At 71.4% G+C, this 15,688-nt stretch carries 14 protein-coding genes; 7 read left to right on the top strand and 7 right to left on the bottom strand.

Annotated elements, in window-relative coordinates:
* Positions 1–184: 184 nt before the first annotated feature.
* The 4 genes from PMI01_RS17640 to PMI01_RS17625 are packed head-to-tail and all read right to left on the bottom strand — an operon-like array spanning position 185 to position 3,973.
* Positions 185–1,135, bottom strand: a complete 951-nt coding sequence (locus PMI01_RS17640; RefSeq protein ID WP_007671916.1) for a D-isomer specific 2-hydroxyacid dehydrogenase family protein — start codon at positions 1,133–1,135, stop codon at positions 185–187.
* Positions 1,132–2,331 (bottom strand): acyl-CoA dehydrogenase family protein, encoded by a 1,200-nt coding sequence (locus PMI01_RS17635; RefSeq protein ID WP_007671913.1) that lies wholly within the window; start codon positions 2,329–2,331, stop codon positions 1,132–1,134. The genes PMI01_RS17640 and PMI01_RS17635 overlap by 4 nt, the downstream gene beginning before the upstream one ends.
* Positions 2,328–3,167: an ABC transporter ATP-binding protein gene (locus PMI01_RS17630; RefSeq protein WP_035036950.1), complete on the bottom strand. Its 840-nt coding sequence runs from the start codon at positions 3,165–3,167 to the stop codon at positions 2,328–2,330. The genes PMI01_RS17635 and PMI01_RS17630 overlap by 4 nt, the downstream gene beginning before the upstream one ends.
* Positions 3,164–3,973 carry an ABC transporter permease gene (locus PMI01_RS17625; RefSeq protein ID WP_007671909.1) on the bottom strand — a complete coding sequence of 270 codons (810 nt, stop codon included), beginning with the start codon at positions 3,971–3,973 and terminating at the stop codon, positions 3,164–3,166. The genes PMI01_RS17630 and PMI01_RS17625 overlap by 4 nt, the downstream gene beginning before the upstream one ends.
* 130 nt (positions 3,974–4,103) lie before the next feature.
* Here PMI01_RS17625 and PMI01_RS17620 point away from each other — a divergent pair, with 130 nt between their 5' ends.
* Positions 4,104–4,937 carry a LysR substrate-binding domain-containing protein gene (locus PMI01_RS17620; protein ID WP_007671907.1) on the top strand — a complete coding sequence of 278 codons (834 nt, stop codon included), beginning with the start codon at positions 4,104–4,106 and terminating at the stop codon, positions 4,935–4,937.
* On the opposite strand, the gene PMI01_RS17615 is transcribed toward PMI01_RS17620, so the two are convergent.
* On the bottom strand, positions 4,909–6,279 hold the full coding sequence (locus PMI01_RS17615) for an FAD/NAD(P)-binding protein (RefSeq protein ID WP_007671905.1): 1,371 nt from the start codon (positions 6,277–6,279) through the stop codon (positions 4,909–4,911). The genes PMI01_RS17620 and PMI01_RS17615 overlap by 29 nt on opposite strands.
* A gap of 235 nt (positions 6,280–6,514) precedes the next feature.
* Here PMI01_RS17615 and PMI01_RS17610 point away from each other — a divergent pair, with 235 nt between their 5' ends.
* The gene (locus PMI01_RS17610; protein ID WP_007671903.1) at positions 6,515–7,432 is read left to right on the top strand and encodes an alpha/beta fold hydrolase; all 918 of its coding nucleotides are present in this window, start codon (positions 6,515–6,517) and stop codon (positions 7,430–7,432) included.
* A gap of 16 nt (positions 7,433–7,448) precedes the next feature.
* Here the strand turns inward: PMI01_RS17610 and PMI01_RS17605 are convergent, their stop codons facing one another.
* On the bottom strand, positions 7,449–8,378 hold the full coding sequence (locus tag PMI01_RS17605) for a LysR family transcriptional regulator (protein ID WP_007671901.1): 930 nt from the start codon (positions 8,376–8,378) through the stop codon (positions 7,449–7,451).
* A 100-nt stretch (positions 8,379–8,478) separates the two neighbouring features.
* On the opposite strand from PMI01_RS17605, the gene PMI01_RS17600 reads away from it, so the two are divergent.
* The 4 genes from PMI01_RS17600 (at position 8,479) to PMI01_RS17585 (ending at position 13,115) form a co-directional block, all read left to right on the top strand.
* Complete coding sequence (locus tag PMI01_RS17600) at positions 8,479–9,645, top strand: MFS transporter (RefSeq protein ID WP_007671899.1); 1,167 nt, start codon at positions 8,479–8,481, stop codon at positions 9,643–9,645.
* Between the two features lie 17 nt (positions 9,646–9,662).
* Positions 9,663–10,697, top strand: coding sequence for an aldo/keto reductase (locus PMI01_RS17595; protein WP_007671891.1), 1,035 nt, complete (start codon positions 9,663–9,665; stop codon positions 10,695–10,697).
* Positions 10,698–10,894: 197 nt separating this feature from the next.
* Positions 10,895–12,490 (top strand): flavin monoamine oxidase family protein, encoded by a 1,596-nt coding sequence (locus PMI01_RS17590; RefSeq protein WP_007671890.1) that lies wholly within the window; start codon positions 10,895–10,897, stop codon positions 12,488–12,490.
* 145 nt (positions 12,491–12,635) lie between these two features.
* On the top strand, positions 12,636–13,115 hold the full coding sequence (locus tag PMI01_RS17585; RefSeq protein WP_157223805.1) for a hypothetical protein: 480 nt from the start codon (positions 12,636–12,638) through the stop codon (positions 13,113–13,115).
* Between the two features lie 224 nt (positions 13,116–13,339).
* Here PMI01_RS17585 and PMI01_RS17580 read toward each other — a convergent pair whose 3' ends face one another.
* The gene (locus PMI01_RS17580; protein ID WP_007671888.1) at positions 13,340–14,563 is read right to left on the bottom strand and encodes an ROK family transcriptional regulator; all 1,224 of its coding nucleotides are present in this window, start codon (positions 14,561–14,563) and stop codon (positions 13,340–13,342) included.
* A 170-nt stretch (positions 14,564–14,733) separates the two neighbouring features.
* Between PMI01_RS17580 and PMI01_RS17575 the strand changes: the two genes are divergently transcribed.
* Positions 14,734–15,654, top strand: a complete 921-nt coding sequence (locus PMI01_RS17575) for an ROK family protein (protein ID WP_007671887.1) — start codon at positions 14,734–14,736, stop codon at positions 15,652–15,654.
* Positions 15,655–15,688: the final 34 nt, after the last annotated feature.

The following is a 15,688-nucleotide window of genomic DNA, read 5'->3' as shown; positions in this document are numbered from 1 at the left end:
GCGGCCGAACAGCCGGTAGGAGGCCGCCAGGCGCTGCTTGCGATAGAGCCGCTCCTGTTCGTGGGTCGGCTGGACGGGCAGCGCCTTGGCGCCGAACTCCGGCAGCACGGTCTCGATCTTGGCGGGATGGGGGCCCTGGGTCTGGAAGGCCCGGGCGGGGCTGATGGCGGTCATGGGATGTCCTTCAGTAGCCGCGCGACAGGTCGACGACGTCGGCCAGGGGCGCGCCGGACCGGAACCGGGCCAGGTTCTCGGCGAAGCGGGTGGCCAGGTTGATGCGGGTGTCGGGGGTGTGGACCGAGGTGTGCGGCGACAGCCGGACCTTGGGATGGCTGTAGTAGGGATGCCCCTCGGTCAGCGGTTCGGGATGGGTGACGTCGAGGCTGGCGCGGGCCAGGCGGCCGTCGTCCAGCGCCGCCAGCAGGGCGTCGTCGTCGATCAGCGCGCCGCGGGCGATGTTGATCAGGTGCAGGCCGGGCTTGGCGGCGGCCAGCACCTCGCGGCCGATCAGTTGACGGGTCTCGGGCGTGGCCGGGGCGGCCAGCACCACGTGGTCGCTGCGGGCGAACAGCGTGACCAGGTCGGCGACGCGCTCGACGCCCGGCGTCGGGATCGGCTTGTCGGAGCGGCGAGTGGCGACGACGTTCAGGCCCAGGGCCTGGGCGCGCGGGGCCAGGGCCTCGCCGATCGCCCCGAACCCGACCAGGCCCAGGGTGGTGCCGGCGATCAGCTTCAGGGGCTGGGGCGCCCAGCGTTCGGCCTTGTCGATCCAGATTTCCGGCAGGCGCTTGGCCTCGGAGAGGATGGCCGCCAGGGCGAACTCGGCCAGGGCCACGGCCGAGGAACCGCGCGCCGAGGTCACCACCGGACCGTCGAACAGCCAGTCGGGATAGAAGTCGATGCCGACCGAGACCAGTTGCACCCACTGGACGTCGTAGGGCCAGCCGGCCGGCGCCTTGGCGGGCAGCACGCCGCCCGCCTTGCGGAACGGCGCGGCGACCAGGACCTTGGCGTGGTCGGGCAGAGGCGAGGTCAGGCCCGGCGGCACGGCGATGATCTCGGCGTCGCCGACATGCTGGGCGAAGACGCTGTTGAACAGCTCCGGCAGTTGGCTGGCGACGACCAGGCGGCTCATTGGCCGGCCTCGCCGATCTCGCTGGCATGGGCCGCGAACGCCGTCTTGCCGGCGCTGCTCAGCACCACGTCGGACTGCGGGGTATGGACCCGGCCGCACAGCACGTCGCGGTGATGGCGCTCCAGGGGGTTGTGGCGGGTCAGGCCGGGATTGCCGGTCAGCTTCAGGGCCTTCTCGACCACGCTGATGGCGTTCTCGGTGACCAGGTGCTTGACCAGGCCCGCCTCGACCCCGCCGACCTCGCCGCGCGCGGCCGTGTCGAGCAGGACGCGGTTGGACAGCAGCAGGCCGTCGATGTCGCCGACCGCCTCCTGGAAACGGGGCAGGGTCGACAGCGCCGCGCCCAGGTTGGCCGGCTTGCGGTTCGACAGGAAATCCACCAGCCAGTCGCGGGCGGCGCGGGCCACGGCGTCGTAGATCGCCGAGGTCAGCACCGCCGACCAGGCGGCGAAGCTGGCCGGATAGGGCGGCGGAGCGCCGACCGGCTGCGGGTCCAGGGCGTGGTCGAGCGGGACCAGCACGTCCTCGAAGACCACGTCGTGGCTGGCGCTGGCCCGCAGGCCCAGATGGTCCCAGGTCTCCTCGATCGTGATCCCGGGGGTGTCGGCGCGGACCAGCCAGCCGCCGACCAGCGGCCCCCCTTGATCTGGCCTGTCGTCGGAGCGGGCCCAGACCACGAACCAGGTCAGGGCGGTGGAGCCGGTGGAATAGATCTTGCGACCGCTGATCCGCCAGCCTTCCGGCGTACGCCGCGCGACCGTTCCCGGCAGGCCGCCGCGCGCCGGGGTGCCGAGGTCGGGCTCGACCCGCAGGGCGTTGATCAGCGCGCCCTTGTCGATGGCCTCGCCGATCACCCGCGACTTCAGATGCTCGGGCCAGCCGGAGCGGCCCTCGACCGAGGCGTGGAACAGGTACTGCATGACCAGCACCAGCGCGGTGGCCGGCTCGCCCCGGGCGACGGCCGAGATCACCTTCAGGGCGGTCGGCAGGTCGGCCTCCAGCCCGCCCAGGCGGCGGGGCGCGGTCAGGGCCAGCAGGTTGGCCTGCCGCAAGGCCTCGAAATTGGCGAACGGGAAGCTGGCCTCGCGGTCGTGCTGGCCGGCGGTGGCGGCGAAGGCGGCGGTCAGGCCGGGCAGGATCGCGTCGAGGTCCGGAAGCTGGGGCCCCGGGTCAAGGCGCAGGGCGGCGGCGGTCAAAGCACCACCTCGCCGGTCGGGAAGGCGACCAGGGCCCGCTCCACCGGCGCGGTTTGCGGCGCCGGGGTGTCGACGCCCAGATGACCCAGCAGGCGGCGGCGGATGGCGTGGAAACGGGCGTCGGGCTGGCGCGGACGCTCCAGGACGATGCGCTCCTCGGCGGCGATCTTGCCCCGATCGAGCACCAGCACCCGGTCGGCCAGGGCGATGGCCTCGTCGACGTCGTGGGTGACCAGCAGCACCGCCGGCCGATGCTCGCGCCACAGCGTCAGCACCAGCTCGTGCATCTTCAACCGGGTCAGGGCGTCGACGGCCGCGAACGGCTCGTCCAGCAGCAGCAGGGCCGGCTCGCGGACCAGGGCCCGGGCCAGGGCGGTGCGCTGGGCCTCGCCGCCGGACAGGGTGGCGGGCCAGGCGTCGAGGCGATGGCCCAGGCCCACCTCCTTCAACGCCGCCTCGGCGCGGGCCCGGATGTCGCCGCCCTTCTTGGAGTTGTCCTTCAGGCCCAGCGCGACGTTGCGCCAGACCTTCTTCCACGGCAGCAGGCGGGCGTCCTGGAAGACCACGGCGCGGGCGTCGGGCGTGGTGACGTCCTGGCCGGCGGCGGGGTCCAGGCCCGCCAGGGTGCGCAGCAGGGTGGTCTTGCCCGAGCCGCTGGCCCCCAGCAGGGCGACGAACTCGCCCGGCGCGATGGTCAGGTCCAGGTCGTCGATCACCACGTTGTCGCCGAACCGGCGGGTGAAGCCGTTCAGTCGGACGGTGGGGGTTTCGGACGCCGACGTTTCCGAAGGCGCGACGAAGGCCCGGTTGCGGACACGGGGCTGGGCCATGGTCATTGCTCCACGAGGCTGGGCCGCCACGCCAGCGCCTTGCGCTCCAGCGTGCGGACGAGGGCGTCGGCGGCGAGGCCGAGCAGGGCGTAGACGAGCAGGCAGACGACGATGATGTCGGTGCGCATGAAGTCGCGGGCGTTGTTGATCAGGTAGCCCAGGCCCGCCTGGGCGTTGATCTGCTCGGCGATGACCAGCATGATCACGCTGATGCTCAGCGAATAGCGCAGGCCGACGAAGAACGACGGCAGGGCCCCGGGCAGGATGACGTTCAGGATCAGTTCGCGGCCGCGCAGGCCGAAGCTGCGCGCCGCCTCGACCAGCCGCACGTCGACGCCGCGGATGCCGGCGAACAGGTTGAGATACAGCGGAAACACCGCCGCCGTGGCGATCAGGGCGATCTTCGGCGTCTCGCCGATGCCGAACCAGACGATGAACAGCGGGGTCAGGGCGACGACGGGCAAGGTGCGCTTGATCTGCATCAGCGGGTCGACCAGCGTCTCGCCCCAGCGCGACAGGCCCGAGACCAGGCCCAGGGTCACGGCGACGACCAGGGCGATGGAAAGCCCGGTCGCGGCCCGTCCCAGCGAGACCGCCAGATTGCCCGGAAGCTCGCCCGACACGATCATCGACCAGAAGGTTTCGGCCACCGTCGAGGGCGCCGCCAGGATGCGTTCAGGGATCACGCCAAGCCGCGAGCCCAGCTCCCAGAGCAGCAGCAGCGCCACGGGCGACAGCCAGCGCGCGCTCGACCAGCGCGGCCAAGACCATGGCGACGCTAGAGAAATTCTGTGGGTGACCGCCAGAGACATTGAGGGTGTGCCGTCCCGTGAACCGTTGCGGCGCGAGCGCCTTTGCTCCACAGAGAAAGGCGTTGAAACCCTACTGGATCAATAGACTTATCCTCAGGGGTCATATCAGAGTTTCTTATAGGCATGCCTCATGGCCACTAACCTGCCGACCGAATTGCTGCGCAGCTTCGTCGCCATCGTCGACTCCGGCTCGATGCTGAAGGCGACCGAGCGGGTGTTCGTCACCCAGTCGGCGCTGAGCCTGCAGATGAAGCGTCTGGAGGAGACGGTGCTGACACCGCTGTTCCACCGCGACGGCCGCCGGCTGACCCTGACGCCCTCCGGCACGGCCCTGCTGGGTCACGCCCGCGAGATCCTGGCCCTCAACGACCGCGCCGTGGTGGCCCTGACCGGCGACGCCCTGGTCGGGCCGGTGCGGGTGGGGCTGGTGCAGGACTTCGCCGAGACCCTGCTGTCCGGCGTGCTGGCCCGCTTCGCCCAGCTCAATCCCGAGGTCCAGCTGCAGGTGCGGGTGGCCGGGTCGCCGGAGTTGCTGGACCTGCTGAACGGCAACCGGTTGGACGTGGTGCTGTGCATGGGCGCGCCGGAGGACGCCGCCGCCGTGCGCGTGGCGCCGATGGTCTGGCATGGCGATCCCGAACTGGCCGAGCGGCCGGTGCTGCCCCTGGCCATCCTGGAGCCGCCCTGCCGGTTCCGCGACGCGGCCCTGACGGCCCTGGAGCGCGACGGCCGGCCCTTCCGCGTCGCCCTGGAAACCCCCAGCCTTTCGGCGCTGCGGGCGGCGGTCGAGGCCGGCCTGGCCGTCACCTGCCGCACGGCGCTGTTCCGGCCCCTGACCACGCCGATCGAGGCGGGCCTGCCGGTGGTGCCGCAGGTGGCCTATGTGCGCCGGGTCGGCCCGGCCCCGCATCCGTCGATCGCCAAGCTGTCGGACCTCATGCACGCCGCGGCGCTAGAGCTCTGAGCACCTCCTCCGCCGCCTCGGCGGCCTGGACGCGGATGTCGGGCACGGCGTTGATCTCCCACAGCGCGCCGCGCGTGATCGGCCCGACGGCCAGCAGCGTCGGGTGCGCGCGGCCCTGGGCGTCGAGCACCCGATGGCCGGCGTCGACGTCCAGACCCAGGCGCAGCGGATCGGCGCGGATCAGGCCCTGACCGGCCAGGGAGGCGATCAGCGGTTCGACGGACTGCTCGACGTCGGCCGAGGGACCGGTGCAGTTGACGATCAGGTCGGCCCGCAGCCGGCGCTGCTGGCGTGTTCCGCGCGGCCGCCACGCCACGTCGATCCCCTGGCCCTCCAGGAAGTCCACGCGTTCCAGTTTCCCCGCGAGGATCCGCAGCCCGCCTTCCGCCCGCATCAAGGCCGCCTGCTCGGCGACCTGCGGCGACAGCCGGTGGCGGTGAACGTCCCAGAACGCCCGGCCATGGCGCAGGAAGGCGCCGCGCTGGCGGACGCTCCAGCCGCGCCACAGCGCCTGGGTCGCCGGCCGCAGGGCGTCGATCGCCGTGCGCCAGCCGTGACGTTCCGTGGCCGTCCGCAGCCAGGCCAGCGCGCCGGCCGGGGTCAGGGACGGCGAAGGCGGGTCCGGCAAGGGCGAAGGCGGGGCGCCCTGGTGTTCGCGCGGGGTCAGCCCTCGGCGCGACAGGGCGATCAGCGGCCGTCCGGGCGCGGTGCGGGCCAGGGACAGGGCCGCGTCGATCATGGTCAGGCCGGTTCCCAGCACCAGGATCGGACCCTCGCCGGGCGGCAGGGCGGCCGGGTCCCAGCGCCAGGGGTCGGCGACATAGGCGCGCGAGCCGGCCAGGTCGGCGCCGATCGCCTCGGGCGGGCGAGGCGGCGGATTGCCCAGGGCCAGGACCACGGCGTCGGCCTCGAACGCGCGGCCCATGCCGCAGGTCAGGGTCCAGCCCTGGCCGGCGCGGGTGATCGCGGTGATCTCGTCGGGCGTGATCACCAGGCGGCCGACGGCGGCCGGGCCCTCGGCCAACGCCGTCAGCAGGCCTTGCAGATAGCGCCCATAGTCGCCGCGCGTCGCGAACCCGCCCGGACCGACCTCGCGACCCCGGCCGGCCAGCCAGTCCACGAAGTCGTCGGGCCGGTCCGGCCAGGCGCTCATGTTGCCGGCCCGCACATTGAGGCGATGGGCCGGGTCGTCGGTCGCATAGGCCGCGCCGAGCCCGATCGGACCGCGCCGCTCGACCAGCACCACCTTCACCGGCCACGGCTGGCGCAGCAGGTGCAGGGCGGTCATGACGCCGCTGAAGCCGGCGCCGATCACGGCGATCACGGGCGGGGAGGAACTCACGACGACTAAACCCTACATAATGAGTAGGAGTTCATCGCGCGGCGCACGGGGTCAGGCAAGCGATAAGGACGGCAGGATTCCGCGGACCCTGGTTCTTGTTCGGATCGGCCGCGGTTTTCAGGAACCCGCTCAATCCTTTGCCCGATCGGCGCCCCGTGCTTGACGGCGCGCGGGCGCGGGGCGCCAGTGCGCAGGACCAGAGCCAGATCCTCTCGAGCCCTGTCGGAGACTGCCCATGTTCAGATCGATCGCCCTGGCGTTCGCGGTGCTGTGGCTGGGCTCGCCAGCCCTCGCGCAGATCGCGCCCTTTCCCAAGGATTTCCGCACCCAGGAGATCACCACCAACGGGACGACGATCCATGTCCGGGTCGGCGGCCACGGGCCGGCGGTGGTCCTGCTGCACGGCTATGGCGAGACCGGCGACATGTGGGGCGCGCTGGCCACCGACCTGGCCCGTGACCACACCGTCGTCGTGCCCGACCTGCGCGGCATGGGGCTGTCCTCCAAGCCGGCCGGCGGCTTCGACAAGAAGACGCAAGGCGGCGACGTGGCCGGGGTGCTGGACGCCCTGAAGATCGGCAAGACCGACCTGGTCACCCACGACATCGGCAACATGGTCGGCTACGCCTTCGCCGCCGAGCACCGCGACCGCGTCACCCGCTTCGTGCTGATCGACGCGCCGCTGCCCGGCGTCGGGCCGTGGGACGAGATCCTCAAGAACCCGCTGCTGTGGCATTTCAGGTTCGGCGGCCCCGACATGGAGCGCTTGGTGGCCGGCCGCGAGCGGATCTATCTCGACCGCTTCTGGAACGAGTTCTCGGCCACCCCGGCCCGGTTCACCGAGGCCTCGCGCCAGCACTACGCCACGCTCTACGCCCAGCCCGGCGCCATGCATTCGGGCTTCGCCCAGTTCGCGGCCTTCGACCAGGACGCCGTCGACAACAAGGCCTTCCTCGCCCAGGGCAAGCTGGCCATGCCGGTGCTCGGTCTTGGCGGCGAGAAGTCGTTCGGCACGACCATGGGCCAGGTGATGACCTTCGCGGCCAGCAATGTCGAAACCGGGGTGGTGCCGGACTCCGGCCACTGGATCATGGAGGAGAACCCCAAGGCGACGGTGGCCCTGGTGCGGGCCTTCCTCGACAAGCCGGTCTGAGCGGCCCGGCGTTCGCCTAGAGGACGGCGATCGCCGGCGGCCGGGTCAGGTCGACCTCCTTGACCAGGAAGTCGATCACCGCCCGCACCCGCATCGGCAGTTGACCGCCGTGGCCGACATAGACGGCGTGGATCTCCTCGACGTCGCCGGGATTGCAGGCCTCCAGCACTGGGACCAGCCGGCCGGCGGCGATGTCGCCGCCGATGTGGAAGTGCGACAGTCGGGCCAGGCCCTGGCCGACCAGCACCAGCTGGCGCGAGGTCTCGCCATCGCCGGCGGTGGCGTCGCCGTGGATCGGCAGCGACAGCCGCTCGCCCTCGAAAACGAACGGCCACTTGTCGCAATGGCGGGCGAAGTTGAAGCCGATGCAGTTGTGGCCGGCCAGGTCGCGCGGCGTCTTCGGCGCCCCGTGGCGGGCCAGGTAGGCGGGGGAAGCCACCACCGCCATGGGGCTTTCGCCCAGCTTGCGGGCCATCAGTTGCGAGGCGCGCATCGGTCCGACGCGGATGGCCACGTCGGTGCGGGCGTCCATCAGGTCGACGACCGTGTCGCTGAGCACGATGTCCAGCGTGACCTGGGGATAGGCGGCGGAAAAGCGCGGGACCAGCGGCAGCAGGTGGTGCAGGCCGAACGGCACGTTGGAATTGATCCGCACCCGGCCGCGCGGGGCCTGGCTGGCGGCGACCGCGCACTCGGCCTCGTCGATGTCGGCCAGCACCCGCAGGGCCCGTTCGTGGAACGCCTCGCCCTCGGCGGTCAGCAGCAGCTTGCGGGTCGAGCGGTTGAGCAGCCGGGCGCCCAGACGGGTTTCCAGCCGACTGATCAGCTTGCTGACCGCCGACGGCGTCATCTTCAGGGCCCGCGCGGCCGGCGAGAAGCCGCCCAGCTCCACCGCGCGGGCGAAGACTTCCATTTCGCCGGAGCGATTGACGTCCAGTCGGGCCATCTATGATCCGAACTCACAGGTGTGCATCTTTCCGCCAGTCTAATTCACAGGGCGCGGCGGCGCCATCTTCGCGGCTCGACATCGCCAGCGGAGCCCTCCCTTGCCCCTCGCCCTCTATGCCCTGACCGTCGGCGCCTTCGGCATCGGCGTCACCGAATTCGTGATCATGGGCCTGCTGCTGCAGGTCTCGGCCGATCTCGGCGTCTCGATCCCCAAGGCCGGCCTGCTGATGACCGGCTACGCGCTGGGCGTCTTCGTCGGCGCGCCGATCCTGACCATCGCCACCCGCCGCCTGCCCCGCAAGACCACCCTGCTGGTGCTGATGGCGATCTTCACCGTCGGCAACGTCGCCGCCGCCCTGGCCCCGAGCTACGGCCTGCTGATGGCGGCGCGGATCGTCACCGCCCTGGCTCACGGGACCTTCTTCGGGGTCGGGTCGCTGGTGGCGATGAGCCTGGTCGCGCCGCAGCGCAAGGCCTCGGCCATCGCCATCATGTTCACCGGCCTGACCCTGGCCACCCTGCTGGGCGTGCCGTTCGGCTCGTGGCTGGGCCTGGCCTTCGGCTGGCGCTCCACCTTCTGGGCGGTGGGCGCGATCGGCCTGGTCGCCTTCGTGGTGCTGGCCGCCCTGGTCCCGCGCGACAACGACGTCGCCGAACCCGGCCCGCTGCGCGAGGAGTTCACGGTGCTGGCCCGGCCGCAGGTGCAGATGGGCCTGCTGATGACCGTCCTGGGCTTCGGCGGCGTGTTCGCGGTCTTCACCTACATCCAGCCGATTCTCACCGAACTGGCCGGCTTCTCCAAGGCAGCGGTGTCGCCCATCCTGCTGGTGTTCGGGGCCGGCCTGGTCGGCGGCAACCTGGTCGGCGGGCGCTGGGCCGACAAGGCCCTGGCCCCGGCCCTGCTGGGATCGCTGGGCCTGCTGACCCTGGTGATGGCGGCCTCGGCCTTCGGCTTCCACGACCGGGTCGGGGCGGTGATCGCCGCCTTCCTGCTCGGCGCGGCCGCCTTCGCCACCGTCGCGCCGCTGCAGATGCGGGTGCTGCAGCAGGCCGGCGGCGCGGGCCAGGGCCTGGCCTCCAGCCTCAACATCGCCGCCTTCAACCTCGGCAACGCCTTCGGCGCCTGGCTGGGCGGGGCGGTGATCGCCCATGGACCCGGCCTGTCCGCCGTGCCCCTGATCGCCGCCGTCGTGCCATTGTCGGCCCTGGGGCTGGCGGCGTTGAGCCTTTCCCTCGAGCGCCGCGCGCCGCGCGTCGCCGTCTGACCAAAGGAGATCTGGTCATGGAATACCGCCAACTCGGAAAATCGGGCCTTCGGGTCCCCGCCCTCAGCTTCGGCGCCGGCACCTTCGGCGGCCAGGGCCCGCTGTTCAGCGCCTGGGGCGACACCGACGTCGCCCAGGCCCGGCGGTTGATCGACATCTGCCTGGAGGCCGGGGTCACCCTGTTCGACACCGCCGACGTCTATTCGAACGGCGCCTCGGAAGAGATCCTCGGCGAGGCCCTGCAAGGCCGCCGCGACCAGGCGCTGATCTCCACCAAGCTGGGCCTGCCGATGGGCGACGGGCCGCTGGACGCCGGAACCTCGCGCCTACGCCTGACGCGCGGCGTCGAGGCGGCGCTCAAGCGCCTGCGCACCGACCGCATCGACCTGCTGCAACTGCACGCCTTCGACGCCTTCACGCCGGTGGAGGAGGTGCTGTCGGCGCTGGACGACCTCGTTCGGGCCGGCAAGGTGCTCTATGTCGGCGCGTCCAACTTCTCCGGCTGGCAGCTGATGAAGTCGCTGGCCGCCGCCGACCGTCACGGCTGGCCGCGCTATGTGGCCAACCAGGCCTATTATTCGCTGGTCGGCCGCGACTACGAGCACGAACTGATGCCGCTGGGGATCGACCAGGGCGTCGGGGCCATGGTCTGGAGCCCGCTGGGCTGGGGCCGGCTGACCGGCAAGATCCGTCGCGGCCAGCCCCTGCCCGCCGTCAGCCGCCTGCACGAGACCGCCGACATCGGCCCGCCGGTCGATGACGAAAAGCTGTACGCCGTGGTCGACGCCCTGGACGCGATCGCCGCCGAGACCGGCAAGACCCTGCCGCAGATCGCCATCAACTGGCTGCTGCGCCGGCCCACCGTCTCCAGCGTGATCGTCGGGGCTCGCGACGAGGCGCAACTGCGCCAGAACCTCGGCGCGGTCGGCTGGACCCTGTCCCCCGAACAGGTCGCTCGCCTCGACGCCGCCAGCGCCGTGACCCCGGCCTATCCCCACTATCCCTATTGGCGCGAAGGGGGATTCAAGGCGGTCAATCCGCCGCCGGTCTAGACGCGCCAAACTTGTCCGGAGGCGCTCATGACTTATCTGAGCGTGCACGCCTCCGGGCCCCGTCGCCGCGAAATGCGGCGCGGATTGCAAGCGTCAGCGGCGCCTCGCGGGCAATCGCGCGGCGCCGCCGTCTTTGATTGACGCCTCGGAACCGGCCCTTTCGCATACCGCCCAGTTCATCGAGCCCAGGGGTAGGCATGCCGGTCAGCCGTCGCAGTTTCATTCACGCCATTGGCGCGGCCGGCGGCTACAGCGCCGCCTTCACCGCCATGCAGGCCCTGGGCCTGCTGACGCCGAGCACGGCCTTCGCCGGCGCGCCGCCGGACCTGGCCAAGGGCGGCGGGGGCAAGGGCGCCAAGGTGGTGATCCTCGGAGCCGGCGTGGCCGGCATGGCGGCGGCCTGGGAACTGGGCAAGGCCGGCTACGACTGCACGATCCTCGAGGCCCGGGCCCGCACCGGCGGCCGCGTCTGGACGGTGCGCAAGGGCGACGCGATCGAGATGACCGACGGCTCGCGCCAGGTCTGCCAGTTCGACGAGGGCCAGTACATGAACGCCGGCGCCGCGCGCCTGCCCAGCCACCACCAGATCGTCCTGGGCTATTGCCGCGAGCTGGGCGTCGAGCTGGAGGTCGAGGTCAATTCCAGCCGCAGCGCCCTGCTGCTCAATCCCGAGGCCAACGGCGGCAAGCCGATCCAGATGCGCACGGCGATCAACGACACCCGCGGCCACGTCTCCGAACTGCTGGCCAAGGCGATCAACGCCGGCGCCCTCGACCAGGACCTGACCCCGCAGGACAAGGAGCGGATGGTCGCGTTCCTCAAGACTTATGGCGACCTGTCGCCGGACCTCTTCTACAAGGGCTCCGAGCGGGCCGGCCTGAAGACCGAGCCCGGCGCCGGCCGCGAGGTGGGCGCGCCCCATGATCCGCTGGATATGAGCGTGCTGCTCGACGAGAACCTCTGGAACGGCGTGCTGTTCGAGGAGACCATCGACATGCAGGCCACCATGTTCCAGCCCAAGGGCGGCATGGACGCCATCCCCCACGCCTTCGCCAAGGCCCTGGGCCCCAAGATCATCAAGCGCCGCTGCGAGGTGCGCCAGATCCGCAAGACCGGAAACGGCGTCAAGATCGCCTATCGCGACATGGCGGCCAAGGCCGACATGACGATCGAGGCCGACTACTGCATCTCGACCATCCCCCTGCCGGTGCTGGCCAAGATCGACGCCGACTTCAGCCCCGCCTACAAGGCCGCCATCGCCCGCACGCCCTATCGCGACAGCATCAAGATCGCCTGGCAGGCCCCGCGCTTCTGGGAGGGGCCCAAGTACCAGATCTATGGCGGGCTCTCGTTCGTGAAGGGGCCCAGCAACATGGTCTGGTACCCCAGCTATGGCCTGCATTCGAAGACCGGGGTGATCCTGGGCTGCTACACCGGCGGCCCCGGCGCCGCCGAGATGATGAAGATGTCGCGCCCCGCCCAGATCGAGCACACCCGCAAGGTCATCGAGGCCATGCACCCCGGCTGCGGTCAGCTGCTGGAAAAGCCCCTGCAGGTGCAGTGGGCCGCGGTGCCCCACACCCTGGGCATCGGCGTGGGCTGGGCCAGCGACGACGAGCCCGACTACCACCTGCTGGGCCAACCGGACGGTCCGATCCACTTCGCCGGCGAATATCTCAGCCATGTCGGCGCCTGGCAGGAGGGCGCGATCCGCGCGGCCCACCGCGCCATCGTCATGCTCGACGCCCAGCACCGCAGGGCCCAGCCGGTCACCGCCCAGCGGGTGATCTGAACGCGGCGCGCCCGGGCGTTGCGAAGATTTCACTCGCCTCGCCCGTGGCGCGCCCGCTAGCCTCCCTGGGGTTGTAGAGCGCCGGTCCTGGGTCGTCAGCACAAGGATCGGCCGAACAGAGGGTGAGGTTCCCGTGCGACATCTGGTGTTGGCTTCCGCGTTTTCCGTCGCCGGCGTCTTCGCCGGCCAGGTCCAGGCGACGTCGTGCGACTACCGGGCGACCGTCATGCTGGGCGACCGCTCCGTCGAGGTCCACGAGTGCTGGGACCTGTCCAAGTGGCCGGAGGCCAAGGCCCAGTCGTTCTGCAAGACGGCCCTGGGCGGCGGCGATGGCGAGGTCCAGACCCGGCCGGTGAGCGCCTGCCCCGCGCCGAAGGTCGCGCAATGCACGGGCGCCAGGTTCGCGGCGCCCTCGGCCTCGTCGCTGTCGCCGGAATACCTGGCCAAGATGCCCAAGGAGATGGCCGACCGGATCAGGGCCAACATGAACGGGATCGGCGCCGGCCTGCGGCCCTATGACGGCCTGGAGACGACGGTGAACTACTACGCCGGCGGCGTGTCGCTGGCCGACCAGCGCCAGGACTGCGTGGCGGGCAAGAAGGGCCAGTTCAAGCCGGGGCCGTGAGTGCCGCCCGGTGGAGCGATTTCACGCGGATACTCCGGCGCCCACGCCCACCCACAGTCGTCATCCCCCGACTTGTTCGGGGGACCTAAGCGGCGCCTGACGCTATGTCCAACGCCGCTTGGATCCCCCGCATAAAGCGGGGGATGACGGAATTTTTGAGTTGAAGCAGTGCGCCCAGGCCGGGGCCCGCTAGCTGGGCGTGCCGTCATCCCGGTCTCCAGCCCTCACCCCTGGCTGGTCTTCATCAGGGCGGCGCGGGACGGCAGCAGCTGGTCCATGAACGGCAGCAGGGCCGCGCCGACCGCCGGGCCGTCGGCCGAGGTCGCGGCGCGCTCGACCGAGGCCAGGGCGGGCAGGTCCTCGAGTCGAGCCAGGCGGGCGTTGACCGCCTCGACCAGCCGGTCGATCAGGTCGGTGGGCAGGCGCCCGCCGATATAGATGGCCTCGGGATTGACCACGCAGCTGATCCCCACGAACGGCTGGACCAGCAGCTTGGCGCTCAGCGCGATCCACGCCTCGACCAGGGCCTGGCCCTTTCGCGACAGGCCGGCCAGCTGGTCGGGGCGGCCGACCGTGACGCCGCCGGCCGCCAGGTGGGCGTAGAGGGCCGACAGCGACACCACTTCCTGCAGCGACCGCGCCTTGGTCTTGGGCGAGCGGACGGGCAGGAAGCCGATTTCGCCGCTGCGCCCTTGCGCGCCCCGGAAATAGTTGCCCTCGACCACCAGGCCGCCGCCCAGGCCCGACGAGATCAGCACGTAGAAGAAGCTGGGCTTGCGCAGGCCGTGCCCGAACTGCAGCTCGCCCAGGGCGGCGGCGGCGGCGTCGTTCTCGAGGAACACCGGCAACGGCAGGACGTCGGCCAGCAGCTGGCCGACGTCGACCGAACTCCAGACGTCGTAGTTTTCCGGCCGGTGCGGCAGGTCCACGCGGCCCAGGTCGTCGGGCAGGGCCACGCCGATGCCCGCCAGGCGCGGCGGCCGATCCTTCCAGGCCGCCAGCATCTTGCGGATCTGAGTCTTGCAGAACCGGGCCACGTCGTCCGGCAGCGGAAATTCGATCTCCTGGCTGGCGCGGGCCCGCACCGCGCCCAGCAGGTCGAGCATGACGACGGTGATGTGGTCGCGGTCGATATTGACCCCGATCGACAGGCAGCCGTCCGGATTGATCGTCAGGTTCATCGCCGGCTGGCCGCGCGGGCCCTGGACCCGTCCGGCCTCGAGGATCAGCCCGTCGTCGAGCAGCCGCTTGGTGATGTTGGCGACGGCCGGCGGCGTCAGGCCGCTGATCTGGGCCAGGGCCACGCGGGTGATCGGTCCGCCGACCCGGATCGCCTGCAGGATGACCCGCTGATTGTGGTCGCCGACCCGCTCCAGGTTGGCGCCCGACAGGCTGGCGCCGGCGGTGCGCTTCCGGTTCGACTTCCGCGGGGCTTCCAAGGGCGGCATCCGGTGATCTTGAGCAAGAGCGTTCCTAGTAGCATCGCCTCGGCCGGCGGCGATAGCGAGCGGCGTCCTGTGGGATTATTTAAATAGCTTTCTTTATTCGCCGTCCCTGGCTATGAGCGAAATTGGCGACGCGCCACAGCACGCGCGCCGAAAGGGCGGAGGACGGCGGGTTGATCCAGGTCGGCGTTGATTTTGGCGGCACGAAGATCGAGGCCGCCGCCCTGGCGCCGGACGGCGACTTCCTGGCCCGCGTCCGCGCCCCCAATCCCGGATCCTATGACGCCGCCATCGCGACGGTCCGCGACCTGATCGCCCAGGTCGAACAGCAGGCCGGCGCGCGCGGTTCGATCGGGGTCGGCGCGCCCGGGTCGGTGTCGCCGCGCACCGGCGTCATGCGCAACGCCAACTCCACCTGGCTGAACGGCCGCCGCTTTCGCGAGGACCTGGAGGCCGGCCTGGGCCGTCCCGTGCGGCTGGCCAACGACGCCAACTGCCTGGCCCTGTCCGAGGCCGTCGACGGCGCGGCCGCGGGCCTGAAGGTGACCTTCGCGGTGATCATCGGCACCGGCTGCGGCGGCGGGCTGGTGGTCGACGGCAAGCTGGTCGAGGGCGCCAACGGCGTGGCCGGCGAGTGGGGCCACACGCCCCTGCCCTGGCCGAAGACCTATGAGGCCCCCGGGGCGGCCTGCTGGTGCGGGCGGCATGGCTGCCTGGAGACCTGGATCTCCGGCACCGGCCTGCGCCGCGACCATGCCGCGCGCACCGGCCGCGAGCTGAGCGGCGAGGCGATCATCGCCGCCGCCCGGGCCGGCGAGGCCGAGGCCGTGGTCAGTTTCGACCGCTACCTCGATCGCCTGGCCCGCGGCCTGGCGGTGATCTGCGACATCGCCGACCCCGACGCCTTCGTGTTCGGCGGCGGGCTTTCCAATGTCGGCGAGCTCTATGAGCGGCTGCCGGGTCTCATCGAACCGCACGTGTTCTCCGACGGCTGGCGCGCCAGGCTGGCGCCCGCCCATTGGGGCGACTCGTCGGGCGTGCGGGGCGCCGCGCGCCTGTGGACCACGGCGGAGGCGCAAGCCGCCGACGCCTGACTTGAAGACAAGCGGCCCATAGAGGCCGGCCCCG

The sequence above is a fragment of the Caulobacter sp. AP07 genome, assembly GCF_000281955.1.
Classification (GTDB): domain Bacteria; phylum Pseudomonadota; class Alphaproteobacteria; order Caulobacterales; family Caulobacteraceae; genus Caulobacter.
This window is presented reverse-complemented; position numbering and strand designations above follow the sequence as displayed.